Consider the following 23620-nt stretch of genomic DNA (forward strand, 5'->3'; position numbering starts at 1 on the left):
GCTGATAATTATATGGCCGCCCTCAAGCTTGCAGCGACGAGGATATGGATCGCCTCAGCTAATGAGTCTGTGTCCTAGGACAACGAGTGGGCACGCAACTACGGGTCCAGGATCGGCCCCAGGGACGGATGACGCTTCACCGCACAAAAGACGATTACCGCGGCCCTCGGCGTTATGTCCGCTACCGCACGAATCCGACTGCGAGGAACTTTGGGATGCCCCGCCTGTTCGCTACTGAGATCGGATAGTTGATTTCATATGACCAACCCACGGAGAAGCAACATGGCCAATCAGGGCGGATCACACGAACAGCACGTCAAGGCAGGCGAACAGAGCCACAAAAACACTGGCTCGCAGAAGAGCGCCTCCTCCGGCGAAAACCAGGGTTCTGGAACCCGCGGTGGCTCGCACGAGCAGCACGTCAAAGCAGGTCAGCAGAGCCATAAAAATTCTTGACCAGATTGCCGAGAGGCGCGCTAGCGCGGGCCTTTGTCGGTTTTCTACGTAAATTTCTCGCCGCAGACGCAGTACGTGGATGGCTGTAGAAAACGCGTGGCGGCTCCTGCGCTTCAGGTTCGAATTTGCCCAACCTGATGCCCATCGGCGACAACAAGCATCTTGCTCATTTTGATAAGGACCTCAGATGCGGAAGTCTGATCAAATCACCGCTCCGCCTCGAAAACTAAAGTTGGAAGTAACCGGGCCTCAGCCGACGCTCCCGCTTGCTAGCTTCGTTGCCTTTGCCTCACTTGCTTCTGCGATGGCTGGAGTCTTTGTATGGATAGTGATCTATGGTGCCGCGGGTGGCTGACGCAGATATTCAATCCATGACGCGACTATACCAGTTCGCAACTCGCCGGCCACAGAGATGAGCTACGGTAGAAGTGAGCTGCCTTGCACGAGCGAAACAGCGGCTTCAAGAACGTCGCTCTTTCGCCCTGGCACATAAGAAATCGAGTATCTGGTAGGCAATGCAGCTTTCCCCGGTGCCACCAGTCCGCTGCCTCGATACACCCGGGACGAAGAAGCCTCAGTGGGCAACTAGAGATCCAGTTTCGATTGTCTCATCCATTGATCTTCTTCCAAATTGCTCGCTCGGGCGAGCTTTTTGCTCAAAGGACCAGATATGCCTAAGTTGTTTCTACTCTTTCTAATCTCGGCACTGAGCAGTTGTAGTGTCACTGGCAGCGGGAAGCCCGTGGCAGATGGTATAGCTCCCATACCCGGCAGCATAACTTACGGAGGGCAACCTCGTACCAAACTGTCGAAATCGCCAGTCGGAACTGGTTTCAGCCACGAATTCTATAACCAGACCGGTAATCGCGTGGTCGAGCGATATGTAATTCAGCCAGATCGATCGTTGAAGATTACGAGCCAGGAAATCATAAACCTACCCGAGAACGACAATTAATGTAGATCGGTCAAATGCAGGAGAGGATAGGCAGCGGCTCACCTCACCGAGTCTACAACCGCCTCCTCATTCTTGCAGCGAGCTGTGCTGTTCTGTGTGTCAATAGCGCCGGCAACGGTAGCCTTATCTCGACCACCGAACGCTCTACCGATCTCTCCATATCCAAGGGCGAACTTTTGACGCACTTCCGACATGAGCAGCCGGCGGGCGGTAACCACTCGCTTTGAAGAGCAGCGACCAACGACGTCCGGATAGCTAACCTTAAGTTCAAGGCACCTTTTCTTAATGTAAGTTACCTCTGCTCGAACCCGTCGATTTGCGACGTGCAACTGGTAGGCTCGAACATGTGCATCGAAATAGATGGTGGCCAAAGTCCAGCGAGGGGCGTGCTCGAGTGCAAGAGGCCTGGTAGCCTTTTTTGAAGCTAAGCGTTGAGCGGCACGTGCCAGCCTTTTCTGGCGCTGCTTATGGTCATGCAACAAGCGCGAATGATAAGGCGTAATGTCTATTCTTTTGAGGGTCATCGCATACATCTTGGCGCAGATAATCCGGCCCTGAAAAGCCAGACACCGTCGGATGAAGAAAAGCGAGTTCGCTCCGACGCTCCACTGCGTCGGACGAGGTCTCAAGAATTACGATCCAGCCGCATGGGAGCCAAGGCTCCGAGATCGCCTCTTTTAGATGCATATTGGAGAGGCTCTTTTCAAGTGAAACGCGCGGTGATCTCTCAAACTTTCAGCCGTGTTCCGCTATGATGAGTTTGGCTATACGGAGTGGGTGTTCTCGCCACCCTGATGTTACTTTGCTTGCGTGGGCCGGAGCGGGATATGGGGGAAGCGACCGTCCACCGGTCGAGAAAGCCGGAACCGTTTCACCGTCGATCACGCCGACGTCCAATGCAGCGACGAGTAGCGGCACCGGAACCCTGAAACCAGCAAATAACGACCCACTCGTAGAGCGGTATCCTCGCACGCTTAGTGAAGGGTCGGACCAATGGGGTATTTTGGGTGCTTCGCATGGAAAGTCGTGAGCAGTCTCAACGCCCGCGCAGCGACATCCTCGGCAAGTTGTATTTCGGACAAAGCGAGATCGGCAGCAACCGCGAGGATCGCGCTACCGACGGAGCGCATAGCTAACTCCAGACCGTCGTCGCCCTCATCGCCTGCCCAACTCGCATTGCGCTCAAGTGTCACCGCGATCTTTTCCAGGACAGCTTGCCGCAGCGGTGCAGGCAGATCCCTCAGCATCGGACTATTCCGGGTAACGTCGCTGTTCGTCGGCATTTCGATCCTCCGGTTTTCGGTTAAACAAAATGCGCGCCAAAAAGATGCGTAGGCTACCGGACACTGCCTGCGTTGCCGCGAGCTTACGGCCGATTCCTGGCGGGAGCGTAACGCTGGTGACCTTGCGCTAGGTTCCGAAAACATCGACCCCTGCTTCGTGCGGTGAAGTGGTGAGAAATGATTCTGGATATCGATATCGTGCTTGATTGGCAGCAGCGCGGAATGAATGCCCGTACCCTTGGCTTTTCCTCCGAGGACTGTCCGCAGAAACGTGGCATTGACCACTCGGGTGATCCCCATGCACATGCAAAGACTGATGCGTGGGACTTCGGGTGGGCAATCGAACACGCTGATCGCACATCGCGAACCATCGTCACCCCTCCAGTGTTTTGGCCATCGTTAAGGCCTGGATCGTGAACTGGGCCTGCAGTGGTCCAGTGGTCCCGACGAGGCTGGTCGACCAAACAGCGGTGGAAGAAGTTTGACATCGCGGGTGAATGCGCCCTTACGGTCCAAGACCAGGCAGAAAAACCTTTCGGACCTAATGAAACTATCTCGTCCGCGACCTGTTCGCTGACATGAGGCGTTCGGTCCGCCTTCCGTGCTGGATACATGAAAAGCATCTACCGGGCGCCTCTCCATTGACGAACTCCAAATTGGCCCGCTCAGGCGGGCCTTTTTTGTCAGCGTGCCATTGCTACCACCCGCCGTCTACAAGATGTTAGTGCGAAAATTTATTCGGACCGAATGGCGTCCTTCGCATCCATCCGACGCGCTTTGTCCGCGCTAATCATACTTGGGATCATTATTCGGTTTTCGATGTTCGGCTGGAGGTGACAAGGAGACGATCATGAATTTGACGGCGACCGGGGAATTATTCTTAGCCCTGCGACGGATGCTTATAGAGCACGAGCTTCTGTTGGAGCGCAGAAACCGCCTCCAAGACTAATAGTCGGCTGGGACCGGTTACCAACGTCACACGTTTTCTGAAAACGTGGATCGGATAGCCGCCTGCCCGGCACAAGGCCACGTCTAACAAGTTTCAACAGGTTGCCTTCGCTCCGGAGTAAACGAGTCGGATGCAGGCCCCTGACTGCAAATAATTTGCGGCATGGCAATTTATTCGATGTTGGGTTCACGTGCAGCAGGTGTGCTATATTCTCTAGCCCAACACTGGTCGATTAAGTTCAAAGGAAAGGCCTTGCAATTAAGAAACCGCGCACGACTTATATACGTAGTGACAGCTTGTCTGTAGGGCGCTGTTACCAAGGGTGCAAAACCTTGCCCCAACAAAGGAGGACGATATGTCTTCCAAATCAGCCACTGCCGCGCTTAGCAAAGCCAATTTCACCCTGATTAGGGAAGTCTTGCGAGATGCTGGTCTTCGGGGCGTGGATTCACTCGGAAGCTCAGATGTGAAACACGGTGCGTTGATCTTCCTTACTGCCGAGTTCGGCCCCGGCGTTCGAACAAGAGGCGCACTCCCCGAAGCTATCTTTCCGCGAGGGGGGCCGGTTTCTGTTGTCCGGCCTTTGAAAGAACAAACGATACACCGTTGGACCGACGAAGGTGGTCAGTAATGGGCATTTCGTTTCCGAATTCAGCCCGCAGCTTTGACGGCAAGAACCGATGTGTACGTTTCACCGGCTATGACGGGATGCTCGAAATAAAGTTCTACTTGTCAACCGAAGTTCTAGCCTCCGAGAAATCTCAACGGAGTGTGAGCGAAGGTGAATATCTCACGTCTTTTGATACGCTTCGGCCAAGAATTCTGAAAGCTGCAACCTCTGCCTATTCCATCAATCGAAGCCGCAGCATCATGTTGGACCTTACGCATTTTCGTTGAGCATACCGTGATCCAGAAAGGATATGGACGTGCATCATCAACCCAAGTCGGTCCCTCTGGTCCAATCAAGTTTAGCGAAAACCGTACATGTCAGCGAATTCGCAAGAAGGTTTCGGTTGGATCACGCCGAAGAAAACCGGCTACGCAAGCTTCTGGGTCCGATCGCCAAGGAAATAGACCTGCTCAGGAATGCCGGCAGATAGCTGGCGCTATCACCGGATATGCTCACCCAAGGATTGTTATGACCATATGTAATTTCGTCTCGATTATAGTTGCTCCAGACAGATGGAATGTTCGCGTCGTCGAACAAGGTGTCATGATCGAGCGCGAGTTTCTGACTGAGTCCCACGCCCTTGCATGGGCGTCCGGTCAGCGCATTAGGTTGAACCTGCCGAACTTAACGATCCCATTTCCTGATCAGATGCGCACGTCTAGCTAGGCAAGACCTCTGCCCCATAAGGATCGAGATCCCGCAGTTCGACGAGGAGCCGATCGATGTCACATGGGATCCAAAGAAGAATTTGAGAGAACGTCGGCGCCGCTGGTCGTCGCCTGAACAGCTCTGACAGCGGTTTGATTGGGGCCAGTTCCGCCTTTCACGATACGGTGTTCGCAACGTGACCATTCGCGCCAACCTCTAAGCGTCGTCCCCCGTAAAAATAATAGTACTCGTCTCCTATTACCGCAGGAGAAATCAATGATTGAGTACGAAACTAAGACGCCGCAGTTCACCAGCGATCGCGCTGCTGTATATGAATTCGCGAAAAAATATCGAGTTGGCGTTGACGATGCTGAGCGAATTTATCTTAAGATTGGTGCTTTGGCGACTGAAGAACAGTTTCTCGCCGAAGCGAAGCTCCCTGCATCGAAAATGACGACGTCGATCGACAAGGTCGCGGATGCCCGATGTGCACCGTGCAGAATTTTGTCTCGTACAACACCTACTAGGAGCGAACTCCGGTTCGATTTTTCCAATGAGCACCAGACACGTTGAGAATCCCAAAGGCGCAGACTTACCGTCAAGCCAGCGACTGCTGAATCGATACAGGCAGTATCTTCAGTTCGCGGACATGAAGATTTCGGCGGGCGACCGTATCGGCGCGGAAAATGACTTCCAGCACGCCGAGCATTTTCTTCGCAGCGCTGCAGAACAGAAAGATACGGATCAAATATGACTGGATCAGTTGCCTTCGCCTCTCCAGGCGGAATCTCAGAAAAAGCCTGGCTCAAGATCCTGTCTGGATACCGCAAGCCCACATTAAGTCGTAGCTTCTATGAGCTTGCAGTGACGCTTGTCCCCTTCTTGCTTCTGTGGGGAGCAGCCTGGATCGCGATTCATTTCGGCTACTGGATTGGACTGATCCTAGTGTTTCCGGCCGCCGGGTTCTTGCTCCGGCTGTTCATGTTGCAACATGACTGCGGGCATGGATCGTTTTTTGGAAAGCGCCGTTGGGACGACTGGACGGGACGCGCTATCGGCGTTCTAACGCTCACACCCTACGACTACTGGCGTCGGGCGCACGCTGAGCACCATGCCTCTGCGGGAAACCTTGACGAACGAGGCGTCGGCGACATCACGACGCTGACCGTGGCTGAATATCGAGCTCTACGCCCACGCGGAAAATTGGGCTATCGCTTATACAGGCACCCCTTAGTGATGTTCGGATTAGGCCCAGCTTTTTTGTTTTTGTTCAAGCAGCGCCTTCCCTTCGGCATGATGCGATCGGGCGCTTTACCCTGGCTCTCGACAATGCTTACAAACGCCGCTGTCGCAGCATTAGCCGCGTTCTTGATCTGGGCCGTCGGTCTGGTGCCGTTTCTTTCGATCCACTTGCCAATCGTGCTCCTAGCCGGCTCAGCTGGCGTGTGGCTGTTCTATGTCCAGCACCAGTTCGAAGACACCCATTGGTCCAAGCCACCGGAATGGGCTTTTCCGCATGCCGCCATGCATGGCGCCTCGCATTATGATCTGCCGCGGCCGCTGAGATGGATCACCGGCAATATCGGCATGCACCATGTGCACCACCTATCCAGCAAGGTGCCGTTTTACCGACTGCCAGAGGTTTTGAGGGATTATCCGGAACTGGCGGATCTTGGCCGCATTAGTCTGGGCGAAAGCATCGCTTGTGTCAAACTCATCCTTTGGGACGAGGTTTCGCAGCGGCTGATCTCCCTTGAGGAGGCGAAAACGCTCCCGTAGGGCAGCTCCAACGGTTTGCCAATTGTACGGTCACGGACCCCAGTTCCCGCTGCAACCTGTACGGGCGGACCAGTTAGCATTGACCTGAACCCGTTCAGTGTCCCAAACTTTGCGTTGGAGGTACGAGCACCTGGTGTAAATCCGTGCACCCCGTCCGGACCAGGCGATCAACGTGGCTTCGGCGTCGGATTTGGCGTCGACCCTGGTCACAGAGGAAAGCATCGCGACAAGCGCGAGCACCATTCCCAGTCCGGCGAGCCAGCCCTTCAGCTTCGCCAGGATCATACCGGAGCTTACTTTCGACACTTGGTGTTCCACCAGCACTGGATGACGTCACGGTTTTCCGTAAACGCTGCCATGCGGCGGCGTTGTAGAGGTGGCCCTCGTGGACTTGGTTGCGGGTGCCGAACTTGAACCGGCGACCCCTTGGTGAGCCAAGTAAGCTGCCGAGCTGTCCTTCTCCGCATTATTTGGAATAACTGCACTCGGTACTCATATGAGGCCATGAGCAGCGGCCACCGTATGCGGCGATACCTTCACCGCCTCATCTCAAGGAGACAATCATGACAGAAAGAGAAGACGCCTCGGCGCCAGCGTCAGCCTATGAACCAAAGGTTTTACCAAGAAGTTCAGGATCACCCTCGAGGAAGCAGCCAAGATCATTGATCAGTACGGTTCCGCGTTAAATGCCGCGAAGCATTGGTAGCGCCGTCGCTGCCATTTGTTCGTAGTTGGTTCATGTGCGTACCAGGATCTATCGTCCAATTCGCATTTCCCATTATCGCGGTTCTGATGGATCGGACGATGACCGGCTCCATCAGTCACATGAGATAGCAGGCTCTTGGGAACCTCTCAGACCATGATCAGTTTTTATAGACTGACATGTTCAGGAGGCTGTTATGGTTGCTTCGTTTCTTTTGAGCGGTTTTGTAGTTATCGTGCTTGCATGTCTCGGCATCTGGTTCGCCAAAGGCTGGAATGACGATGGTACTGTTTGTCGAGATCGTGAGGCAAAACGCGAGCAGTGGCGTAATCTACAGGCTGAGCGCGCCGAGTGGCGTGATGCGTCACGCCATAGCTAGCCAGTTACAACAAGACGGCTTGTGTAGCAGCGTTCGCCGCTGAGGTAAAAGACACCATAACAACATGTTGGGCAGTCCGCTTAGAGCGGCGTGCCGGCCTTTTCATCGGAACAGCCGAAGACGGTGGTAACCCTGAGCCGCGGTTTGTTTATCACATTGACGGGATTTGAACCGGTGCCCCGCTATTTCAAATTCGCACAATACCAATGGTTTATGGATCCACGCGCTGGAGCGGAGCGATGCGAAGCGGACCAGTCAAAGGGCTCGGACAATCATCTGGAGCAAGCTCCCTGGAGCGATCTCGAGAGGTAATTGGGCGGGATTTGACAAGGATGCACGATGGTCGCAGCTCTAAAAGTACCGGGGCAGCAAATAAAGAGCCCCTGTGTTCTCCGCAGGCGCAGAGGCCATCGAACCGTCTCCCGGAAACCGCAATGAATAGTGGAGGGATAGGGACGTCATTGAAAATCAGTGCATATGGAGTGGACGGCCACAAATTTTCGCGACTGCTTCTTAACCGGCCACAAGCGCGCGTATCTTGGTCACGATATGATCGATTTCGTAGGGCTTGGGAAAAAACGGGACGCCCGTTGGCAAGACAGTGGCTTCGGGAATGCCCCTGCCAGAAGTAACGATGATACCGATTGGCGGCCATCGATCCCGGACAAATGCGACAAGCTTTAGGCCATCCATCGACCCTGGCATATCAATATCAGTGAATATCAGCCTAATTTCGGGGTGGTCCTCAATCATGGCAATCGCGCTGTCAGCACAATCGGCCTCGAAGACCTCGAAACCGGCAGATTGAAGCTCATCAGCGATACCGAGCCGAATGAGGGCCTCGTCTTCGACCACGAGGACGGTGATTTTTACAGAATGCATGAGCCATGTCTTTGCTGTTGGAGCGGTTTGGCTCTGCTTCAAGCCAACAACGTTTGAATGTCTGATATCGTACCAAATAGTCTCGGGGTTCGTTCGTTCCAGTAGCTTTCAGACATTCTTGAAATTATTCCCGAGCTCGCCGATCGATCCGCGCCTCGTCGTCAACTGAGCGCCCAGATCGTTAGCGTATCCTTGATCTCGTCCCTGCTGTAAAAAAAACCGCTCAATTGGTTTGTCGCCTGGCTATTCGCTGATGGTCGTTCGCATGAAGGAAGATAGGTCTCGAAGTAGCTCTCACCTGAGCAAGAGGTCCCATAATGAATTACGCCACATGCAAATCCCGCATCGCCTTCGCCATGTCCTTCGACGGTGGCAAGCCGAACAGCCGGGCATATTCCCGACTGAACTGGTTCGGGCTTTCATACCCCACCTCGAACGCGATCGAGGTAGCACTGCCCTGCCCCGCGATCAGTTGCGAGCGGGCATGAAGAAGGCGAATGCGCTTCTGGTACTGTAGGGGACTGAGCGCCGTAACCGCTTTGAAGTGGCGGTGAAACGCCGAAACGCTCAAGGCCACCATTTCGGCCAGCGCCTCCACCCTGATCTGTTCGGCGAAATTTCTCCGGATCCAGTTGATGGCAACACCGATGCGGGATAGTGCCGTGTCCGGCGAGGCAATATCACGCAGCATCCATCCAAGCGGCCCCTGAAGGACGCGGAACAGGATCTCGCGCTCGTAGGCGGGAGAAAGAACGGCAATCTCGTCCGGACGCTCCATCAGCCGCAGCATTCTGATCCAGGCATCGAGAAGGTCTTCGTTGACGGGAGCGACCGAAAAGCCCGATCCAAACAATGTGCTGCACACATTGACGGGCAGATCGCGAATAAGCCCCGCGACGATGGTCGGATCCAGCGTCAGGCTGACTGCGAGATATGGCGCACCTGTATCCGAAGCATGGATGGATCCTACGGCCGGAAGATCGACGGACATCACGAAATAGGTTGCGGGATCATATCGAAAGGTACGGTCCCCCACAGTCATGGTCTTCGATCCGGTCAGAATCAGGTTGATCATCGGGTCGTAGACCGCCGATAGCTGGTGTTCCGGGATTTCCCCCTGCACCATCGCGACGCGCGGGATACCCGTATCCGTGCGCCTGTTTTCGGCCTTGGCGGCCAACATTCTGAGCTCTTGAAGCTGCGTTTCCATGATCGGACCGTGGCAGAGGCTTCCGGCACGCGCAAGACGAAAGCAGGAATAGGCAAGTTTCAAGGAGGAATGGGTGAGTGCGCGCACCGTGGTGGGCTTAGGTTGGAAACACGCCAAACGCACGGAGACACAAAATGAAGATCGCCATCATCACCGGCAGCAGCAGAGGGCTGGGAGCCTCCACCGCCGTCAAATGCGCCGGACGCGGCATGGGTGTCATCGTCACCTACAACAGCAATCCGGACAAAGCGGCCGAAGTCGTCGCTTCCATCACCGCGACAGGCGGCAAGGCGGTCGCGCTGAAGCTGGATGTTGCCGACAGCCGCTCATTTGCCGAATTCCGCGGCGCCGTTGCCGTCCAGCTCCACAACGTCTGGGGCCGTCAGACATTTGACTTCCTCGTCAATAACGCCGGCTATGGCCTCTACGCACCATTCCCTACGGTAACAGAGGAACAGTTCGAAGGCCTCTTCAACGTCCACCTCAAGGGTCCGTTCTTCCTGACGCAGGCACTGCTTCCGCTGATGGAAGACGGTGGCCATATCGTCAACATGACCAGCGCCACCAGCCGTGTCGCCACATCGGGGGTCGCACCTTACGCCTCGTTCAAGGGTGGTCTCGAAGTGCTGACACGCTACATGGCCAAGGAGCTCGGCGAGCGCCGGATCCGGGCGAACTCGATCGCCCCGGGGGCCATTCGCACCGAGCTTGGCGGCGGCCTGAACGACGATTTCGAAGCAATGCTGGCAGGACAGACCGCGCTTGGCCGTGTCGGCGAACCTGAGGAGATCGGCGGCGTCATCGCCAGCCTGCTGTCGGAAGAAAACCGCTGGATCAATGCTCAGAATATCGAAGTCGGCGGCGGCTACGTCATCTGAACCAGGGATAGCACCATGCTAGATCACGTCTTCATCTCGGTCGCAGACATCGACCGTTCGATCACCTTCTACGAAAAGGCGCTCGCCCCGCTCGGCATCGCACATGTCGTCGATTACGACGGCATGCAAGGCCCTGCCGGGCATCCCGACCTGAAAGGGTTCGGCGCGAACGGGCGGGTGTTCTTCTGGCTCCGTGCGGGCGTGGTCGAAGGCCGCGCTGCCCATGTCGGCTTTGTTGCGAATGGCACGTTGGAAGTCGATGCCGCCCATGCCGCCGCAATCGCTGCAGGCGCTTCGGAAATCCACCCGCCAGGCCCGCAGCTTCACTACGACCCGCGTTATTACGCCGCCCAGGTCAGAGACCCTGACGGCTACAGCCTCGAATTCGTCTACAAGGAATGGCAGCACTGACATGAAGAAACTGATGATTTACGGCGCGACGGGCTATACCGGTCGCATGGCTGCTCACCACGCCACAGCAGCCGGAACCCCAATTGTCCTCGCCGGCCGCACGCGAGCAAGCCTTGCGTCACTCGGTGAGGAACTCGGAGTCGAACACCGGGTGTTCGCTCTCGACGACGACGGCCTGATTGACCGCTCACTGGAAGACATTGCCGTCATCCTCAACTGCGCGGGCCCGTTTGCGACGACCGCCGACATCCTGATGCGGGCAGCAATCCGCAACGGCTTGCACTATCTTGATGTCGCCGCAGAACTGGACGGATATAGTCTCGCTGAAGTGCTTGATGACGCGGCGAAGAGCGCAGGTGTGATGCTTCTGCCCGGCAGTGGTGGCAGCGTCGCGATGCTCGGATGCCTGGTCGGCCATGCCGTCGACAAGGTCGAAAACCCTCGCCGGATCATGGTCGCCATGCATGTCGCAGGCGGTCTGTCACGAGGTTCCGCCGTAAGCGCGATGGGAAGCGTCACCACCGAGACCCTGGAACGGGTGGATGGCAGGCTGGTTGGCCATGCCGCCGGAAGTATCCGGAAGTTCGATTTCGGCAATGGGGCGGTCGATTGTTTTCAGGTCGCTCTGCCCGATCTCATCACTTTGGGGCAGTCGACAGGCATTCCGGACATCGCGACCTTCGTGCATGTCACGGGTGACGGGTTCCCACAGGGCGATCTCTCGAAACTTCCCGACGGTCCGAGCAAAGCCGAGCGTCTTGCAAACCGATATCAGGCTGCCGTCGAAATCACGGACGCCGAAGGCCGGGTGACACGCTCGGTTCTCGATACGGTGAACGGCCACACGTTCACCGCGACGGCGGCTGCCGAGGCGGGACGTCGGGTCCTGGTCGGAGAAACGCGTCCCGGTTTCCAGACCCCAGCAGGTCTGTTCGGCAATGGATTTGCCGAGACGATCGCCGACACCACGATCATCGACATCTGAGGTGCCTGTAATGCAGAAGCTGGTCGAGAACTTCATGGGAGCCACGAATGCCTTCGACATGGAAGGGACGCTTGCCCTTTTCGCGCAAAACGCCGTGATCGATGATGTCTCCGTTGGCGACGCGTTCGTCGGCAAGGGGGGTGTCCGCACCTATCTTGAGCGCTTCTTCGTCGGATACAACACGGCAAGCAAGCTTATCTCCGTCAAGGAGCTGGACAGCTTCAATGCCACCGTCCGTCTCGATTTCACGGGCGACTTCGGCCACGAGGTCGGCATTCTCGCGATCGCGGTCAACCCCGACGGTCTGATCGCGCGGATCGACGCCGACCTCGAATAGCAAATCTCGACAACCAACCACCACCATTGGCGCGCCTTGAAGCGCCGATGCCGGAAAGGCTCTCATCCCGTGAGCCTCCGGCAAAGGAAGGACTGAACCCATGACAACGATTTCCACGATCGCCCAGCACACCGCCGACAAGCTCGCCATTGCCGAGGCACTTTATCGATACGCCGCCGGTATAGATCTGCGTGACAAGGCGCTGTTCGCATCCGCACTGACAGAAGATGCCGTTTCGGACTTTCGTCCGGCCGCGGCCAAGGCGGGCTTCGAATATCCCGTTATCGAAGGCATAGACGTGCTCGTTGCAGCCATTTCGACGTCACTCAGCAGTCTGGACACGACCCACACGATCAGCAACCAGCGTGTTACCATCGACGGCAACACGGCGCACCTGGAAGCGCTGGTCGAAGCCCAGCACGTGCCGCGCAGCGACAGCACCCGCCATTACCTCATGAAAAACCGCTATGATGTCGATCTGGTCAGAAGTGGCAACGACTGGCTGATCAGGCGGATCGTCGTCGACAATGTCTGGCGGTCCGGTGACCCGACCGTTCTATCCGTCGTTTAGCGCGGCATTCCGGAACATGCCGTGCTTCATCTGTGATAACAACGCGCCACGTTCCGGACGTTAAGCAGTGCAGGAAGAGCGTCATTCATCTTGAGTGGAATCGAACCATCGACCAGCTCATAATATTTTATAACTAGCTGATTTTGCAGTGTTCCAATGCACTCGGGCCCGAGGCGAGCCACATAAACCGCCATTATAGGACTTTTGGTGTACCGGCTGACCGCCGAGAAGTTGGGCAGGCATCGCTAAAACGATACGAGGCGAAGGTCGCCAGCCATACTAGTCATGGTGTCACCCTCGATACTCGGCCGCGGTGATTGCCGTAATCGCCTTCCCACGGCTTTGCGACAGTCTTTACCTTTGCCGCGGCGGCAGAAAACGATCGGACGACATCTACGCTGTCCTATAGTTGGCCCCTTTCATCGCGACGGACGTGGTAGCGTACCAGGGCACCCTTTGATATTACGATCGCGTCGCAGCCAGTGGACAACGCCGAGCGCAGGTAGACGAGCCCTGGGCCACCGGTACGGAAATCGGTTGGTCCCGCCTCGATCACGATATCGGCGCCGCTCTGCTCTAGAAAATCGGGCCCCGGCTGAAGGACTACCGCGCTGAAAAGATCGACATGGATTGCCGGCGCTGCGATCGATACGGCGTCTATGACCGCAAGGCGCTGGTAAAGAAGTTCGGCGCATCGGTTGAGTTTGTTGAAATCCGTCGTCGCCTCGCGATCGGCTGCGATCGGCGTGGATCTGACCAATGCGAGGCCCGTTTTCCCTGCCTTTTGAGTGCCGGGGTTCTGATCGAGCCGAGATACCAGTCAGCGAAGACGACGGCTCACGAGAACGAGCACGAGCCCGAACGTGAAGACTGGCAGGGGGTAAGCCAGCGCCGTCGGATATTCCCAAGGCCAGGGTGGGACATCGCTGCAGCCACCTGCGCCGGAAAGGCCGCAGGACAGGCCTGCAACAAAGTACCAGAGACCGGCTGCAAACCCGCAGATAGCCATCCCTGAAAAAAGAAACACGCGCCTCATGGTACAATCCTATGGGAAGCAGCTATAGGGCGGCTTTCACCGCCAAGCCCGTACGCCTTAATTCTCGCTCGAATTGCCGTCAGAGGAAGGCAGGACTGCTACGACGGTGATCCGTTCACAGATAACCGGTGTGTCCTCGGTAAAAGGGTTGCCGCTACTTGCGGCGTAGCTTCGATACCAATCACCGATTTTGCTTCGAAACCATGTCATGCTGCGGTCGCCTTCACCGTAAGCGAAAGCAAATTCCTCTGACACCTGGTTGAAGGGGACGATATCGACGGATGAGGTTTCAACGATTGCCCGCGCCTCTCCTCGTCCGTCCAGCAGGACACTGAGAGCACCTTTGTAAGGGATTTTACCGTCGGGAAACTCCCAGAATGGAGAGGATGTGGCTGTCTTGATGCCATCAAGGATCAGGCGCGCGCCCTCGTCAGCTGAAACGGGCGACGAGCCAATCGATATGGGACCAAAACACTGATCTTCTCTTCCAGGCATAGTTTCGGCAATTATCTTGGTACATGACTCGATATCCATCTCACCCCCCGGACAGTTTCGTCGTTGCAGACAGATCCAGTTTGTAGCCGATATGGGTGGCGCTGAATCCGAGCCGATCATAGAAGCGGTGCGCATCCGGGCGCTGCTTATCCGTCGTGAGTTGCATTAAAGAGCATCCACGGTCACGGCTAAACTGGCTTGCCCAGACGAACACTGCTTCGCCGATATGCTCGTTACGTCGACTGCTCAAAACTCTTACTGCTTCGATCTGAGCTCGCTTGGCTCCGCCTCGAGACAATCCCGGTATGAAGGTCAGCTGGAAGGTGCCGACGATTTCACCCTGATCCTCGACAGCACATAGAAACTGGTTCGGATCCGCAGTGATCTCCCGGAATGCTGCTTCGTACTCGACGTAAGCCGCGTCCGTTTGGGCTTCCCTTTCCGCCCCTAAAACATCATCTGCCAGAAGCCCGATAATGGCCTTTAGATCCGCTTCGGTGGCCTGTCGGAAAATCAAATCTGACATTCTTCTCTCCTTTGGACATCAGATCCAACGCTATGCAGCAAATTCGAAAGCGTCATTGCGGTCTGGCCATAATGAACTTCTGCATCTTGAAACGAATGAAGTCCTCACCGTTTCTGTGAACTATTTCCTGTTCAATCACGTCAAAGCCAGCGCGCTCAAATGTCGTCCGCGCTGCGAGACTGGCTTCAGTGTAAAGCCGATCGATCCCGTTCTCTCGCGCATAAGTTTCCGCTGTAAAGAGCAAACGGCTGGCTACACCCCGTCCTCCAAACTTCGGATGCACAAAGAGCATATCTACGTGGCCGTCGGGTTCGAGGTCTGTAAAACCCGCGACTTGGCCCTCCAGCTCGGCTATCCAAGTTGGTTTCTCCATTCTACGGCGTTCCCAAAGATCCCGGTCAACACGCGCCCATGCATCAACCTGCGAGGGGCTATAGTATCTCGAACCTGTTTCCCTGATAGCGGAGAGAAAGACGGAAATTACGTCATCGAGGTCGTTCTGTTGATAGAGGCGGATCATGCGCCGTAGAACCTTTTATGAAGTTGATATGCTTCGCCATAAGCCAGCTCCGCCGCAATCACCCGCGGCGCTCCGCCTGGTCGACGGATGCTGAGTATTCTCTTTGTCGCATCGCCCCAGTATCAGCGACCTCCTAGCCGAGTCACACTCGCCTCCAAAGCATGTGAAGCAAGGGATATGGTCGCCCCTCGGAATCAGTGTCCGATCGCGCTTGCTGCTCGAAGCCTAAAACTTTGTAAAAGCCTGTTCCGGAGATGGACTGCTCGTTCACGTCGACGGTCACTTCGTTCCGGGTCTCCATGAACGAATGCAGAAGGAGCCGTCCGATGCCTTGCCCTCTGCTCGTGGCGTGGACGAACAAGGCATCGACATGATTTCCGGTCGTGCCCATGAACCCATGCGGTACGTCGTCGGCGTCAACCGCGACCACGAAATCGCCGGTCGGTAGGTACGATTTCTCGACTAGCTCAGCGATCTCCGTAAAGTCCTTTGGCAAGAGGAAGTCGTGTGTCGCCTGAACCGAAGTGAACCAGATCTGGAAGTTGCGCGCTAGATCTTCGGCTCTTGACGCCCTCAGAGTGAACATGCGGCCTCCTTGAAAAGGTGCATCGCTGCATACTGCAGAAGGATAATGGTCTTGCCGTCGCGGATGCGGCCATCGGCGATCATAGCCAGAGCCTCTTCGATTGTCGGCTCCAGACGTTCGATGTCTTCACCTTCGTCTGCGTTGCCGCCGCCATCGGAGACTTCATCAGCAGCCGAATAGGCCGCCACAAAGAAGTGCAAGCGCTCGGTCACCGATCCAGGGCTCATGAACGCGTCGAACACTTGTCTCACATCGCTGACGCGGTAGCCGGTCTCTTCCTCCACCTCTGCCTTAATCCGATCTTCCGGTGTTGCCTTGTCCAGAAGTCCAGCGGGTGTTTCAATTAGGAGATCATCGTGCCCGTTGACGAAAGCAGGGTAGCGGAACTGCCGTGTGAGCAAGACCTTTCGGCGTTGCACATCGTAAAGCAGGATCGTCGCGCCATTACCGCGGTCGTACGTCTCTCTGCTCTGCCTCTGCCACTCTCCGTCCGAACGGCGGAAGCTGAAGATCGTCTTCTTAAGGATATACCAGTCGTCCGACAGGGTGGTCACCTGCTCGACCCTAACTCGATCTGCGACAGACATTTACATTCTCCATCAATTTTGCGCGATATTGCACGAATTCGCGATTCGTGCAATAATCGGAGACCGATCAGCGCCAGTGGTGGAACGATGAACTCGACCGACATAATAATTGGCGACATCCACGATGCACCCGGCCCCTAACCAGTGTCTGCGTCAATCAACGCATTCCGCTCGGCGCCTGAATATCCGCGACCTGCTAACTCCCTCACAATGTGAAGGGGGTATTCACCAAGCACTGATGAAAGGTGGATATGGCTTCGCTGCATCAAGGCTTGCCCAGACGTTTCCCCAAGTAGCCATCGGGCTGGGCTACAGTGCTGGGGGCACCCTGTTATGGAAGGCTGTTTGCTTGGGCATGCAGGTCGAGGCTTTAATATGCGTCGCGTCGACAAGACTACGTGACGAGGATCCGAAAGACATACAGGTCCCAACTCTTGTTGTGACAGGCGAGCTCGACCTTTTGCGCCGAGTAAGGACTGGGCAACTGGAAGCGGTGTTCGGCACATCATCCTGCATGGATGCGGGCACGGGTTTTATGGGACTGATAAGGGGCGCGTCGCGGCCCGGTTCCATATTCGGGAATTTCTAGAGGCAATCGAGAGGCCAAATTGACGAACCAATACAGCGTGAAGCCAGGTGCAATTTAGATTGCAAAGGTCTCCAAGAATTCATCTCAAAAGGAAGTCCACATGCTGACCACTGAGCGCAAAGCGCTGCTTCTCGATAGCCTCGGCAAGGAAGGCCGGATCATTGCGAAGGATTTCAGCGAAAAGCTCGGGCTTTCGGAAGACACAATCCGCCGCGACCTTCGAGAGTTGGCAGGTGAAGGACTGCTGCAACGCGTGCACGGCGGCGCTCTTCCGGTCTCGAAGGCACTCGGGGATCTTCCGACACGCCGTAATGTTTCTGCCGATGACAAGGCGGAGATCGCGAAAGTTGCCGCAGGGATGGTCAAGGAGGGACAAATCATCTTCTTGGACGGCGGCACGACGACCATTCGGATTGCTCGCGCCCTGCCGAAAGCGCTAAAGGCGACCGTTGTGACGCACAGCCCTGACGTCGCAACTGCGCTTCTTGACCATCCGGGAGTGGACGTGGAGCTAATTGGCGGCCGCATCTATAAGCATTCGAACGTCTCTGTAGGTTCAGTTGCCATCGAAGCTATCGGTCACATACGCACGGACCTATATTTCATGGGCGTCACCGGCATCCATCTTGAGCACGGTCTTACAACGGGGGACCGTGAGGAAGCAGCGGTTAAGCGAGCGATCTGCCGCCAGGCTGCGGAGACCATCGTGCTCGGTTCGAGGGAAAAACTCGGTGCCGTGTCTCCCTACAGCGTCGTCAGCCTAGATGACATCGATGGGCTTCTCGTGAGCAGAAAATGCCCGGAGGATTTGCTCGGGCCTCTTCGTCAAGCTCCCGTGCAGATCGTAGGCATATCCTCGTGAATTGGATGCTGCAGCTTTGGTTGCCCTCAAGAACGCGTTTCCAAGGAAACGAAGATCTTGAGTGGAGATACCGCGACCCGTTCCACGTTTGATGTCAAGCAAAAGCAGCTTCGGCGCAGGGCCACGCCGCCCTCAATGGGGCGGCTCGGCGGCAATCAGCGCTTCGAAAGCGGCCTCTTCCTCGGCAAGCTTCGCCTCTGCGGTCGCCAGCTCGGCCGCGATCTCGCGGCGCTCGGCCTGATCGATAGATGCTGCAAGTTCGGCACGCAGTTCCTGAATGTGGTCGTAAGTGGTCATCGTCAGCTCCTTTGAATGAAAACAAAGGTCGCCAACCGATAAGGGAGGGTCTGGGTCAATGACGGCCAAAGGCCGCCTACGGGGCGTGGGGGAGCCGATTTCGTGGCGCAGCGGCGAAATCGGGGGTACCGCGCATCATTGACGCAGACCCTCCCGTTCGTTGTAATTGGCTCATGTTGAGAGAGATAAAAAACCTCTCCGTAGTCCGCCCTCTTATCTTCGATCTTTCATGACTGTTATCCGCGAAACTCTTCGATATCATGCCGCCGCCAGCCGAGTTTATGCAGACACCTGGATGGTGGTCGACATTTTCACCGGCCTCCCGATCGTCGTCGGCGGTATCGTCATGGACGGGCTATCAGATGAGCGGGTCAATGAATTGGTTGATGAGCTGAACTACGAGGATCTGGTCTGCGCGACAAGCTGCGGCCTGACCCCTGACCATGACCCTGTTCTACAGATCCTATTTGATCACCTTCGGATTGCTGCTTGGGGCTGTCGCCGGCCTCGTCCTTTATCTCGATCAGACGGATGCAATCTCGCTGCATTGGGCCTTCACGGCCCTGGCATCAATTGCCGCCGTCGCCGGAGTCATCCTCGCGGCCACGGGCGCATTCGGAAAGCCCGCAACGGTGGTACGCTGGGCAGACAATGCGTCGTGCCATGCCGAAGGCACGGCTTACGTGTCGCTGCTCGCCTTGCCGGTCTTTGGTCTTCTGTAGATGTGCCGCCGCGACGACAAGCCTACAGTGAGCCCAATCAGCGAAATGTGGAACAAGCGCAAAAAACGGCGCGCGCGTCGTTCGTTGTAGTCATGCAGATAAGTGTGTCAGTCCCAACGGCGTTCATCGCGGGCGCGATCATCCATTGCAAAGCGCATGGCAGCCGCCCGACTGCACCGCCTGCGGTTCATAATCGTTTCTACGAGATCACGGCGGCGCGCTTCAGGCATCAAAGCGAATACATTTCGAAATTCGCGATCAAGACGCGACGTTCCCCAACCTGTAGTGGACAAGAACCGGCGAATATTGGCCCATATCCAAATGGCGACAACACCGATGCCTGCACCTACGAGAACCGTTTCCAGGATACCCATGATCTACCCCGTCGTCACAACCGACGAATGAGTAGTGCATATCTTCCCGTCTTACGATCTGAGCTTACTACCATGGTTAAGGCGGCAATATTCGTTCTTGAGTTGGCCCTCAGTGCCTTGTCGCAGATAGGTTCTGCTCAACCTCCGATAAAAGCCTGACAGCCTCGAGGACCGTGACGGCCGCTCCTTCGAGATCGGCTGCGATCGTCTCATGATCGCGCTCGATCCGCTCGCCCAACGCGTCCATATCCTGCCAGCGTTCATACGCGACGGCGCGCGAGGCAAGCGCTCTAAACCGCAACGTCTTGCTTAGCTCCTGAAGAACTGCGTCGCGTTCTGAAGCGTTCATTTCGGAGAATATCTTGCGGTTCGATCCGCCAAAATCCTGCGCCATACTCAATACTCCGTGGCTGTTTCGGGACTCCAACTGCAGTTCGTGGAATTCGGTTCCCGTAACGAAAATCGAGCATCGCTAATACACTAACCTGACATTGACTATGAAACCGATGGAACAATGACATGCTGCACTGCAGCCATATGTGTCGCTCGATGAGCAAACATGATGATTGGCTTAGAGCTGCAGAGGAAGCCTGCAGCTATCGACGCGTGTACGCGTTGGCCCAGGAAATATCGATCGAGACCATCGATCTAAAATTAAAATCGGCTGCGGATGATGTCGTCGAGGTGCTGAAGGATGTCGTCGGGTTGGCTCTTGCGCCTTCCGACACTCTCAAGGAGGCGAGGCGGCGCTTTACCGTTCTTACGAACGTCCTCGCTGGCACAACCGAAATGGAACAGTTTGTCATCTCCGCTGGTTCTCCCTCTGAACAGGTAGAGGAACTGCTATGTCAAATTCTGGAAAAGGTCGCGAACAGGACCGCGCACGAGTTGCCGGCAATCAAAACCATGAAGTCCGATACGAGGCCGACAAAGAAGGCGTCTCCAGGGAGATGGTGAAGGACACCATCAAGGAAGTCGGCAACAGCCGCGACAAGGTTGAAGGCGAGTTGGATCACAAGAAGTGAGTGGCCCTAGACCACTCACCCCGCCAAGCGACTTCGTAAAACTTGCGTCCAGTACGATGGTGCGGTCTGCTCTTCAGTCCAATCCCCTTCACCGGCCTATCGAGACCGACGACGTTTTCAGCAAATTGCTGGCCCGTCTGGATGGCGCTGAGAAATCACGCGTTCAGAACCGATAGGCAGCAAAGCGGCCTTGTCCACCCGCGTCGGTTGATCCATATCCGATATTCAGCTGCGCCAGACTCCCGGCACGCTGTTCCCCTCTGGAGGTTTTAGCCTCTCAATTTCAAGGGCCGCGCTCGCGCAGGCCCTTTTTCTTTGTGTGCCAAGACTCGTAATCACGGTTGAGAGAAAATCCCTGACGCTGAAGCTTGCTTTGCATGCCCAAGGATGGCAGAGCGGAGTTCCGGTATCCAATTCAAGGAAAACTCCATGCCGGACCTAACCACCATCCTTATGTTCGCTTCCGCCGCTTTGGTTTTGACGGCCACGCCAGGACCGGACATGCTTCTCATCGCCTCTCGCAGCGTAAGCCAAAGCCGCACAGCCGGTCTCCTCACCTTTCTTGGGATAGCATGCGGTACTTATTGCCACGCCATCGCTGCAGCCCTCGGTCTGGCCCACCTTCTCAGGACTGTCCCAGCGGCTTATGAACTGGTTCGCTGGGCGGGATGCGCCTATCTGTTATATCTCGCGGTCAAGACGCTGCGAGCCGATGCACTCGCCGGTGTCCCAGCCAGGGCAGTGGCGAGCATGTCGAAGCTACGTATCTTTTCCGAAGGCTTGGCGACCAACCTCCTCAATCCGAAAATGGCGCTGTTCGTCCTCGCGCTGTTCCCGCAGTTCACCGCACCGGGGAATGGGTCAATCGTATTGCAGATGTTGGCCTTGGCGACCATCCTAAACGCGGTGGGATTTGCTGTGAATGGCTCGATTATCCTGATCGTTGGACGAGCAAAGAAGGGCGTGAAACTCCCCGCACAGTTTGCTCGCCTGCCGAATTATTTTCTGGCCACGGTCTTCGCAGGACTGGCTTCGCGACTAGCGTTTGCAGGAAAGACCTAAGAAGGAGAGCATCACACCCGCGCGGTTTAAGGTGTGCGTTATGCCGAATTGACGATCGGTTTCTTCGTGTCGGTCCCGTCGTAACGGGACGAGTTGACCTCGCGACCGACACGATGAAACACCAGCTCATCGTCTATCTGGCGATTGAGCAACAGCGCCTTAGCGTCGTGACCCTTGATTTCGGTATCCTCTAGCCGACAGAATAGCCAGGCTTGCAGAAACCGAGCGCGTTGCAGCCGAGACGATCGCCGCCGAGCGCAAGGCGAGGGCGGAGAAAACGATGCGGCTGCGAGCGGCCCGGCTTCAGTCCGAAAGCGATGAAGCCAGCGACGAAGGCAATTGATCATGTCGCCAACTATTTGCGGATAGATCTCGTTGCCTTGGGTATCGCCGTCGTTTCGGTCGCAATCGTCGTGGTGACATGACAGCCGTGGAGCCGTCATGATTCCTTAATTCGACAGAATGAACCAAAAATGGTATCATCCGGCATCGTCACCCAATTGCCAGTGGGCGGTGACGACTGAGAGTTACCACGCTCCCGCCTGCCAAACAGGGAGTACCTTTATGCTTCAGTCAGTTGGCATGCAGCCCGGATTGTCAGATATTCTGCTGGAACGGGCAAGCCGATATACCCCCGATCCGGTCGAGCAGGCAAAGCTTGCAGACCGCACAATTGCCGTCGCGCTCGACAATGTCGATTTCATCGACGACCCTTACCCTCGGCTGGCGCTTTATAACGCCATGCACCGTATCGTGCGGGAGGATCATCTTAAGGTTTCCAAGCCAGCGTCCAGCAAAGCTCAAAGCTAGAAGCTCAGGGGGAGGGGAACTATCCCTTCCCCCTTATGTTCGCTCCGTATGCACGGAGGAACGCATGCCAAGATACTATTTCAATTACCGTATCGCAGGGGAGCTAGAAACCGATCACGAGGGGAGCGAGCTTCCCGACGAGGAAAGTGCCGTGGAGGAAGCCAAGGCGTGCGCGCGAGAAATCTTGGCGAGGAAAGTGCTGGCGAGCGAATTGATCAACGGCGACGTGTTCGAAATAACGACTAGCGCTGGAAAGGTCGTGAGAACCTTGCCTCTCCGTTCGGTACTCAACCTCAAATGAGAAGGCAGCGCCCTATTTCCGGAGTGAAGAACTTCGGCCGCACGGTCGTTGATACCGTGATCTGGCTTGTGTGTCTTTCAGCTGTGGTCGTCACAGGCTGTTTTGTCATGTTGGATTGGTAGACCGGTGGTCTAGTGCATCGAGAAATACGCCGCTGACGCCGCGCGTTGGGCGCGGTAACAATCCTGATCCTCGTCACCTGTCGCTACCTCGGAACCCGTCTGCTCGTCGGGCAGCAACCGCCAGCGCCACTCCGCGATCTGGTTTCCGGTAAGGCCGTGCGACCAAACCTCGGCAACCTCATCGCCTTCGTGGTAACCGACCCAGCGATCCCTTTCAGGCGGCAGAAGCCAGCGTAATTGTTGGTTCAAACGAAATTCCAGACCGATGACAAAGCAATAATTTAGATTGCAGTGTCCGGGAAAAACCTTGGATCGTCAAGTTTCGGCGGTCTTCAATCGCCCGTAGCCTGACGGATCGCGTTCAGGATCTCGACGAGAACCTGCTCTCCGTCCTCTGTAATATGGGCGCGATCGCTATTAATCCGGATCAGGCCAGCTTCGATGAGCTCTTCCTGTCCCTTGCCGCTGGCCTTATGACCGGCTCCGTCGTCCAAAACCACTTCTTTGACCGGCTCGCCGCTGGTCAGTTCGTGATAGGCCGCAAATACGAGGATGGATCGAGCATCGTCAGAGAGGTTCATCTTGAAATCCTAGTTGCAACTTAACTCAA

General features: G+C 56.0%; 33 protein-coding genes and 1 tRNA gene. 18 read left to right on the plus strand and 16 right to left on the minus strand.

Annotated elements, in window-relative coordinates; genetic code table 11:
- Positions 1 to 282 precede the first annotated feature (282 nt).
- Together GAO09_RS29560 and GAO09_RS29895 are read left to right on the plus strand one after the other, a co-directional pair.
- Positions 283 to 456 (plus strand): hypothetical protein, encoded by a 174-nt coding sequence (locus GAO09_RS29560; RefSeq protein WP_209018609.1) that lies wholly within the window; start codon positions 283 to 285, stop codon positions 454 to 456.
- A gap of 670 nt (positions 457 to 1126) precedes the next feature.
- Entirely contained in the window at positions 1127 to 1411 is a 285-nt protein-coding gene (locus tag GAO09_RS29895) for a hypothetical protein (protein WP_235937933.1), read from the plus strand.
- Positions 1412 to 1449: 38 nt separating this feature from the next.
- Here GAO09_RS29895 and GAO09_RS30435 read toward each other — a convergent pair whose 3' ends face one another.
- Complete coding sequence (locus tag GAO09_RS30435) at positions 1450 to 1944, minus strand: helix-turn-helix domain-containing protein (RefSeq protein ID WP_153352900.1); 495 nt, start codon at positions 1942 to 1944, stop codon at positions 1450 to 1452.
- Between the two features lie 441 nt (positions 1945 to 2385).
- Positions 2386 to 2694 (minus strand): hypothetical protein, encoded by a 309-nt coding sequence (locus tag GAO09_RS04725; RefSeq protein WP_153352901.1) that lies wholly within the window; start codon positions 2692 to 2694, stop codon positions 2386 to 2388.
- A gap of 1579 nt (positions 2695 to 4273) precedes the next feature.
- Between GAO09_RS04725 and GAO09_RS04730 the strand changes: the two genes are divergently transcribed.
- From GAO09_RS04730 to GAO09_RS04745, 4 genes are all read left to right on the plus strand, one after another.
- Positions 4274 to 4540, plus strand: coding sequence for a DUF1488 family protein (locus GAO09_RS04730; protein WP_153352902.1), 267 nt, complete (start codon positions 4274 to 4276; stop codon positions 4538 to 4540).
- A 697-nt stretch (positions 4541 to 5237) separates the two neighbouring features.
- Complete coding sequence (locus GAO09_RS04735; protein ID WP_153352903.1) at positions 5238 to 5534, plus strand: hypothetical protein; 297 nt, start codon at positions 5238 to 5240, stop codon at positions 5532 to 5534.
- A 100-nt stretch (positions 5535 to 5634) separates the two neighbouring features.
- A complete protein-coding gene (locus tag GAO09_RS30440) occupies positions 5635 to 5715 on the plus strand; it encodes a hypothetical protein (RefSeq protein ID WP_420796136.1) in 81 nt (26 codons plus the stop codon).
- Positions 5712 to 6740, plus strand: a complete 1029-nt coding sequence (locus GAO09_RS04745) for a fatty acid desaturase (RefSeq protein ID WP_153352905.1) — start codon at positions 5712 to 5714, stop codon at positions 6738 to 6740. The genes GAO09_RS30440 and GAO09_RS04745 overlap by 4 nt, the downstream gene beginning before the upstream one ends.
- A 396-nt stretch (positions 6741 to 7136) precedes the next feature.
- Here GAO09_RS04745 and GAO09_RS04750 read toward each other — a convergent pair.
- A tRNA-OTHER gene (locus tag GAO09_RS04750) sits at positions 7137 to 7205 on the minus strand.
- 434 nt (positions 7206 to 7639) lie between these two features.
- Here GAO09_RS04750 and GAO09_RS04755 point away from each other — a divergent pair.
- On the plus strand, positions 7640 to 7822 hold the full coding sequence (locus GAO09_RS04755) for an FtsB/FtsL family cell division protein (RefSeq protein ID WP_153352906.1): 183 nt from the start codon (positions 7640 to 7642) through the stop codon (positions 7820 to 7822).
- A gap of 513 nt (positions 7823 to 8335) precedes the next feature.
- On the opposite strand, the gene GAO09_RS04760 is transcribed toward GAO09_RS04755, so the two are convergent.
- A complete protein-coding gene (locus GAO09_RS04760) occupies positions 8336 to 8704 on the minus strand; it encodes a response regulator (RefSeq protein WP_153352907.1) in 369 nt (122 codons plus the stop codon).
- A 322-nt stretch (positions 8705 to 9026) separates the two neighbouring features.
- Complete coding sequence (locus GAO09_RS04765) at positions 9027 to 9914, minus strand: AraC family transcriptional regulator (protein WP_153352908.1); 888 nt, start codon at positions 9912 to 9914, stop codon at positions 9027 to 9029.
- Between the two features lie 134 nt (positions 9915 to 10048).
- Between GAO09_RS04765 and GAO09_RS04770 the strand changes: the two genes are divergently transcribed.
- From GAO09_RS04770 to GAO09_RS04790, 5 genes are all read left to right on the plus strand, one after another.
- Entirely contained in the window at positions 10049 to 10792 is a 744-nt protein-coding gene (locus tag GAO09_RS04770) for an SDR family NAD(P)-dependent oxidoreductase (RefSeq protein WP_153352909.1), read from the plus strand.
- A 15-nt stretch (positions 10793 to 10807) separates the two neighbouring features.
- Entirely contained in the window at positions 10808 to 11203 is a 396-nt protein-coding gene (locus GAO09_RS04775) for a VOC family protein (RefSeq protein WP_153352910.1), read from the plus strand.
- A gap of 1 nt (position 11204) precedes the next feature.
- Positions 11205 to 12188: a saccharopine dehydrogenase NADP-binding domain-containing protein gene (locus GAO09_RS04780; RefSeq protein ID WP_153352911.1), complete on the plus strand. Its 984-nt coding sequence runs from the start codon at positions 11205 to 11207 to the stop codon at positions 12186 to 12188.
- Positions 12189 to 12198: 10 nt separating this feature from the next.
- Positions 12199 to 12525 carry a nuclear transport factor 2 family protein gene (locus GAO09_RS04785; protein WP_153352912.1) on the plus strand — a complete coding sequence of 109 codons (327 nt, stop codon included), beginning with the start codon at positions 12199 to 12201 and terminating at the stop codon, positions 12523 to 12525.
- 100 nt (positions 12526 to 12625) lie between these two features.
- Positions 12626 to 13096 (plus strand): nuclear transport factor 2 family protein, encoded by a 471-nt coding sequence (locus GAO09_RS04790; protein ID WP_153352913.1) that lies wholly within the window; start codon positions 12626 to 12628, stop codon positions 13094 to 13096.
- A gap of 403 nt (positions 13097 to 13499) precedes the next feature.
- On the opposite strand, the gene GAO09_RS04795 is transcribed toward GAO09_RS04790, so the two are convergent.
- The 6 genes from GAO09_RS04795 to GAO09_RS04820 all read right to left on the minus strand — a co-directional run bounded on the left by GAO09_RS04795 (position 13500) and on the right by GAO09_RS04820 (position 16846).
- A complete protein-coding gene (locus tag GAO09_RS04795) occupies positions 13500 to 13856 on the minus strand; it encodes a hypothetical protein (protein ID WP_153352914.1) in 357 nt (118 codons plus the stop codon).
- A 333-nt stretch (positions 13857 to 14189) separates the two neighbouring features.
- Positions 14190 to 14666 carry an ASCH domain-containing protein gene (locus tag GAO09_RS04800; protein WP_209018612.1) on the minus strand — a complete coding sequence of 159 codons (477 nt, stop codon included), beginning with the start codon at positions 14664 to 14666 and terminating at the stop codon, positions 14190 to 14192.
- Between the two features lies 1 nt (position 14667).
- Complete coding sequence (locus GAO09_RS04805; RefSeq protein ID WP_153352916.1) at positions 14668 to 15153, minus strand: GNAT family N-acetyltransferase; 486 nt, start codon at positions 15151 to 15153, stop codon at positions 14668 to 14670.
- Between the two features lie 52 nt (positions 15154 to 15205).
- Positions 15206 to 15673 carry a GNAT family N-acetyltransferase gene (locus GAO09_RS04810; protein WP_153352917.1) on the minus strand — a complete coding sequence of 156 codons (468 nt, stop codon included), beginning with the start codon at positions 15671 to 15673 and terminating at the stop codon, positions 15206 to 15208.
- Between the two features lie 142 nt (positions 15674 to 15815).
- On the minus strand, positions 15816 to 16259 hold the full coding sequence (locus GAO09_RS04815) for an acetyltransferase (RefSeq protein WP_153352918.1): 444 nt from the start codon (positions 16257 to 16259) through the stop codon (positions 15816 to 15818).
- Entirely contained in the window at positions 16247 to 16846 is a 600-nt protein-coding gene (locus tag GAO09_RS04820) for an NUDIX domain-containing protein (RefSeq protein ID WP_153352919.1), read from the minus strand. The genes GAO09_RS04815 and GAO09_RS04820 overlap by 13 nt, the downstream gene beginning before the upstream one ends.
- A 689-nt stretch (positions 16847 to 17535) precedes the next feature.
- On the opposite strand from GAO09_RS04820, the gene GAO09_RS04825 reads away from it, so the two are divergent.
- A complete protein-coding gene (locus GAO09_RS04825) occupies positions 17536 to 18297 on the plus strand; it encodes a DeoR/GlpR family DNA-binding transcription regulator (protein ID WP_153352920.1) in 762 nt (253 codons plus the stop codon).
- Between the two features lie 132 nt (positions 18298 to 18429).
- Here GAO09_RS04825 and GAO09_RS29565 read toward each other — a convergent pair whose 3' ends face one another.
- Positions 18430 to 18594, minus strand: coding sequence for a hypothetical protein (locus tag GAO09_RS29565; protein WP_209018613.1), 165 nt, complete (start codon positions 18592 to 18594; stop codon positions 18430 to 18432).
- Positions 18595 to 19037: 443 nt separating this feature from the next.
- On the opposite strand from GAO09_RS29565, the gene GAO09_RS04830 reads away from it, so the two are divergent.
- The gene (locus tag GAO09_RS04830; protein WP_153352921.1) at positions 19038 to 19316 is read left to right on the plus strand and encodes a hypothetical protein; all 279 of its coding nucleotides are present in this window, start codon (positions 19038 to 19040) and stop codon (positions 19314 to 19316) included.
- A gap of 107 nt (positions 19317 to 19423) precedes the next feature.
- Here GAO09_RS04830 and GAO09_RS04835 read toward each other — a convergent pair whose 3' ends face one another.
- Both GAO09_RS04835 and GAO09_RS04840 read right to left on the minus strand, forming a co-directional pair.
- The gene (locus GAO09_RS04835) at positions 19424 to 19690 is read right to left on the minus strand and encodes a hypothetical protein (RefSeq protein WP_153352922.1); all 267 of its coding nucleotides are present in this window, start codon (positions 19688 to 19690) and stop codon (positions 19424 to 19426) included.
- Between the two features lie 109 nt (positions 19691 to 19799).
- Entirely contained in the window at positions 19800 to 20084 is a 285-nt protein-coding gene (locus GAO09_RS04840) for a hypothetical protein (RefSeq protein ID WP_153352923.1), read from the minus strand.
- Positions 20085 to 20535: 451 nt separating this feature from the next.
- Between GAO09_RS04840 and GAO09_RS04845 the strand changes: the two genes are divergently transcribed.
- The 4 genes from GAO09_RS04845 to GAO09_RS04860 all read left to right on the plus strand — a co-directional run bounded on the left by GAO09_RS04845 (position 20536) and on the right by GAO09_RS04860 (position 22888).
- Positions 20536 to 20715 (plus strand): DUF3606 domain-containing protein, encoded by a 180-nt coding sequence (locus tag GAO09_RS04845; protein ID WP_153352924.1) that lies wholly within the window; start codon positions 20536 to 20538, stop codon positions 20713 to 20715.
- 429 nt (positions 20716 to 21144) lie between these two features.
- Positions 21145 to 21777, plus strand: a complete 633-nt coding sequence (locus GAO09_RS04850) for a LysE family translocator (RefSeq protein WP_153352925.1) — start codon at positions 21145 to 21147, stop codon at positions 21775 to 21777.
- A gap of 564 nt (positions 21778 to 22341) precedes the next feature.
- Positions 22342 to 22587: a hypothetical protein gene (locus GAO09_RS04855; protein WP_153352926.1), complete on the plus strand. Its 246-nt coding sequence runs from the start codon at positions 22342 to 22344 to the stop codon at positions 22585 to 22587.
- 64 nt (positions 22588 to 22651) lie between these two features.
- Positions 22652 to 22888 (plus strand): DUF6894 family protein, encoded by a 237-nt coding sequence (locus tag GAO09_RS04860; protein WP_153352927.1) that lies wholly within the window; start codon positions 22652 to 22654, stop codon positions 22886 to 22888.
- Positions 22889 to 23019: 131 nt separating this feature from the next.
- On the opposite strand, the gene GAO09_RS04865 is transcribed toward GAO09_RS04860, so the two are convergent.
- On the minus strand, positions 23020 to 23259 hold the full coding sequence (locus tag GAO09_RS04865; RefSeq protein WP_153352928.1) for a hypothetical protein: 240 nt from the start codon (positions 23257 to 23259) through the stop codon (positions 23020 to 23022).
- 83 nt (positions 23260 to 23342) lie between these two features.
- On the minus strand, positions 23343 to 23591 hold the full coding sequence (locus GAO09_RS04870) for a hypothetical protein (RefSeq protein ID WP_153352929.1): 249 nt from the start codon (positions 23589 to 23591) through the stop codon (positions 23343 to 23345).
- Positions 23592 to 23620: the final 29 nt, after the last annotated feature.

It is taken from the genome of Endobacterium cereale (genome assembly GCF_009617585.1).
Taxonomy (GTDB): Bacteria; Pseudomonadota; Alphaproteobacteria; order Rhizobiales; family Rhizobiaceae; genus Neorhizobium; species Neorhizobium cereale.

What these genes read in the sequence shown, in the direction of transcription:
- GAO09_RS04835 (WP_153352922.1), bottom strand. Translation starts at nt 19,690, where the DNA reads ATGGGTATCCTGGAAACGGTTCTCGTAGGTGCAGGCATCGGTGTTGTC.
- GAO09_RS04760 (WP_153352907.1), bottom strand. Translation starts at nt 8,704, where the DNA reads ATGCATTCTGTAAAAATCACCGTCCTCGTGGTCGAAGACGAGGCCCTC.
- GAO09_RS04855 (WP_153352926.1), top strand. Translation starts at nt 22,342, where the DNA reads ATGCTTCAGTCAGTTGGCATGCAGCCCGGATTGTCAGATATTCTGCTG.
- GAO09_RS29895 (WP_235937933.1), top strand. Translation starts at nt 1,127, where the DNA reads ATGCCTAAGTTGTTTCTACTCTTTCTAATCTCGGCACTGAGCAGTTGT.
- GAO09_RS04820 (WP_153352919.1), bottom strand. Translation starts at nt 16,846, where the DNA reads ATGTCTGTCGCAGATCGAGTTAGGGTCGAGCAGGTGACCACCCTGTCG.
- GAO09_RS04800 (WP_209018612.1), bottom strand. Translation starts at nt 14,666, where the DNA reads ATGGATATCGAGTCATGTACCAAGATAATTGCCGAAACTATGCCTGGA.
- GAO09_RS04840 (WP_153352923.1), bottom strand. Translation starts at nt 20,084, where the DNA reads ATGGCGCAGGATTTTGGCGGATCGAACCGCAAGATATTCTCCGAAATG.
- GAO09_RS04850 (WP_153352925.1), top strand. Translation starts at nt 21,145, where the DNA reads ATGCCGGACCTAACCACCATCCTTATGTTCGCTTCCGCCGCTTTGGTT.
- GAO09_RS04755 (WP_153352906.1), top strand. Translation starts at nt 7,640, where the DNA reads ATGGTTGCTTCGTTTCTTTTGAGCGGTTTTGTAGTTATCGTGCTTGCA.
- GAO09_RS04730 (WP_153352902.1), top strand. Translation starts at nt 4,274, where the DNA reads ATGGGCATTTCGTTTCCGAATTCAGCCCGCAGCTTTGACGGCAAGAAC.
- GAO09_RS04815 (WP_153352918.1), bottom strand. Translation starts at nt 16,259, where the DNA reads ATGTTCACTCTGAGGGCGTCAAGAGCCGAAGATCTAGCGCGCAACTTC.
- GAO09_RS04805 (WP_153352916.1), bottom strand. Translation starts at nt 15,153, where the DNA reads ATGTCAGATTTGATTTTCCGACAGGCCACCGAAGCGGATCTAAAGGCC.
- GAO09_RS04830 (WP_153352921.1), top strand. Translation starts at nt 19,038, where the DNA reads ATGACCCTGTTCTACAGATCCTATTTGATCACCTTCGGATTGCTGCTT.
- GAO09_RS04860 (WP_153352927.1), top strand. Translation starts at nt 22,652, where the DNA reads ATGCCAAGATACTATTTCAATTACCGTATCGCAGGGGAGCTAGAAACC.
- GAO09_RS04735 (WP_153352903.1), top strand. Translation starts at nt 5,238, where the DNA reads ATGATTGAGTACGAAACTAAGACGCCGCAGTTCACCAGCGATCGCGCT.
- GAO09_RS04725 (WP_153352901.1), bottom strand. Translation starts at nt 2,694, where the DNA reads ATGCCGACGAACAGCGACGTTACCCGGAATAGTCCGATGCTGAGGGAT.
- GAO09_RS04825 (WP_153352920.1), top strand. Translation starts at nt 17,536, where the DNA reads ATGCTGACCACTGAGCGCAAAGCGCTGCTTCTCGATAGCCTCGGCAAG.
- GAO09_RS29560 (WP_209018609.1), top strand. Translation starts at nt 283, where the DNA reads ATGGCCAATCAGGGCGGATCACACGAACAGCACGTCAAGGCAGGCGAA.
- GAO09_RS04845 (WP_153352924.1), top strand. Translation starts at nt 20,536, where the DNA reads ATGTCAAATTCTGGAAAAGGTCGCGAACAGGACCGCGCACGAGTTGCC.
- GAO09_RS04870 (WP_153352929.1), bottom strand. Translation starts at nt 23,591, where the DNA reads ATGAACCTCTCTGACGATGCTCGATCCATCCTCGTATTTGCGGCCTAT.
- GAO09_RS04775 (WP_153352910.1), top strand. Translation starts at nt 10,808, where the DNA reads ATGCTAGATCACGTCTTCATCTCGGTCGCAGACATCGACCGTTCGATC.
- GAO09_RS04770 (WP_153352909.1), top strand. Translation starts at nt 10,049, where the DNA reads ATGAAGATCGCCATCATCACCGGCAGCAGCAGAGGGCTGGGAGCCTCC.
- GAO09_RS04780 (WP_153352911.1), top strand. Translation starts at nt 11,205, where the DNA reads ATGAAGAAACTGATGATTTACGGCGCGACGGGCTATACCGGTCGCATG.
- GAO09_RS04785 (WP_153352912.1), top strand. Translation starts at nt 12,199, where the DNA reads ATGCAGAAGCTGGTCGAGAACTTCATGGGAGCCACGAATGCCTTCGAC.
- GAO09_RS04810 (WP_153352917.1), bottom strand. Translation starts at nt 15,673, where the DNA reads ATGATCCGCCTCTATCAACAGAACGACCTCGATGACGTAATTTCCGTC.
- GAO09_RS04745 (WP_153352905.1), top strand. Translation starts at nt 5,712, where the DNA reads ATGACTGGATCAGTTGCCTTCGCCTCTCCAGGCGGAATCTCAGAAAAA.
- GAO09_RS04765 (WP_153352908.1), bottom strand. Translation starts at nt 9,914, where the DNA reads ATGGAAACGCAGCTTCAAGAGCTCAGAATGTTGGCCGCCAAGGCCGAA.
- GAO09_RS04790 (WP_153352913.1), top strand. Translation starts at nt 12,626, where the DNA reads ATGACAACGATTTCCACGATCGCCCAGCACACCGCCGACAAGCTCGCC.
- GAO09_RS30435 (WP_153352900.1), bottom strand. Translation starts at nt 1,944, where the DNA reads ATGTATGCGATGACCCTCAAAAGAATAGACATTACGCCTTATCATTCG.
- GAO09_RS29565 (WP_209018613.1), bottom strand. Translation starts at nt 18,594, where the DNA reads ATGACCACTTACGACCACATTCAGGAACTGCGTGCCGAACTTGCAGCA.